1 protein-coding gene and 1 pseudogene are annotated in these 1,024 nt (G+C 58.4%); both read left to right on the plus strand.

The genetic code is table 11. From position 1 onward, the window contains the following. Positions 1 to 295, plus strand: a pseudogene (locus tag R7Z41_RS24505) (mobilization protein); the annotation flags it as partial. Between the two features lie 3 nt (positions 296 to 298). Then, positions 299 to 514, plus strand: coding sequence for an MbeD family mobilization/exclusion protein (locus R7Z41_RS24510; RefSeq protein ID WP_015589619.1), 216 nt, complete (start codon positions 299 to 301; stop codon positions 512 to 514). Positions 515 to 1,024 lie beyond the last annotated feature (510 nt).

The following is a 1,024-nucleotide window of genomic DNA, read 5'->3' on the forward strand; positions in this document are numbered from 1 at the left end:
CCAGCGCACGAAAGGCATGGTGCGCATGGTCAGCCAGACGTGGCTGACCATCGTCCTGGTCTCCGCGCTGCTGATCGCCTCGAGCGCGGGCATTCTGTGGTGGCAGGGGCAGCAGATACTCGACAACTACACGACCATCCGGGAGCAGAAGAGCACGCAGGCCATGCTGTCAGAGAGGAACAGCGGCGTGCAGCTCTCGACCTGCGGCGAGCAGAGACGCCGCTGCGTGAAGGTGAACCCGGAAGCGGGACGGTTCGGAGAGGATTCGAGCTGGATGATACTGGCGGGGAAATAGCACATGACGGAGCTGGAAAAACAGTTGCTGAGCGCATTAGAGCAGCTACAGCAGGACTACTCGAAAAGGCTGGACGAGTGGGAGAGCGCCTTCGCGGAATGGCGGACGATGTCTGGTCTTATGCAACGGGAGAACGCGGCGCTGAGCGAGCGCGTCACGGGCTTGAGCAGGCAGGTGCAGAGTTTGAGCGAGCAGCTGCGCCGGTTGTCGAGCGACTGAATGCCGTCGAGCTGCACCGGGAGCAGGAGCGCGTGGTGCAGCATCAGAAAGCGCTGGAGCTGGAGCGATCTCAGCGACAGCGGACGTATAACAGCCCTTCACTGTGATAACCTGATAAAACGGGGCTTTCGGCGGACATCTGCGCTGAAAGCCGGAGCCATTCACCCGACTGCATAGCCATGCAGCCAGATGCATGGCGTGTAAAGTCACACTAAAATCAGCGCGAACGCCTTAAAAACAGGTAAATGCTTCTCCAGCCAGTCCCACAGCCCGGCCGCCAGATACAGGCAGTTAAGTACAGCTTCAATGACGTTAAGCAATTTCATAATTCCCCCCCCAGGTATAGGCCGTGATCTTTTTAATCACGAACCTATTTAGCGGGAGAAGTAAGAGCCCCTCTTCGTGCGGGTTGTCAGCTGCCTGGATGGTTTAAAGTGTCGGCCAGCGGTAGGTTTTCTGCGGCTGGCGCTCCAGCGCCAGTGTTTTCTGATACTCATTCTCCCGCTGCCG

This window comes from Vibrio sp. 1457 (assembly GCF_033340195.1).
Lineage (GTDB): Bacteria > Pseudomonadota > Gammaproteobacteria > Enterobacterales > Vibrionaceae > Vibrio > Vibrio alginolyticus.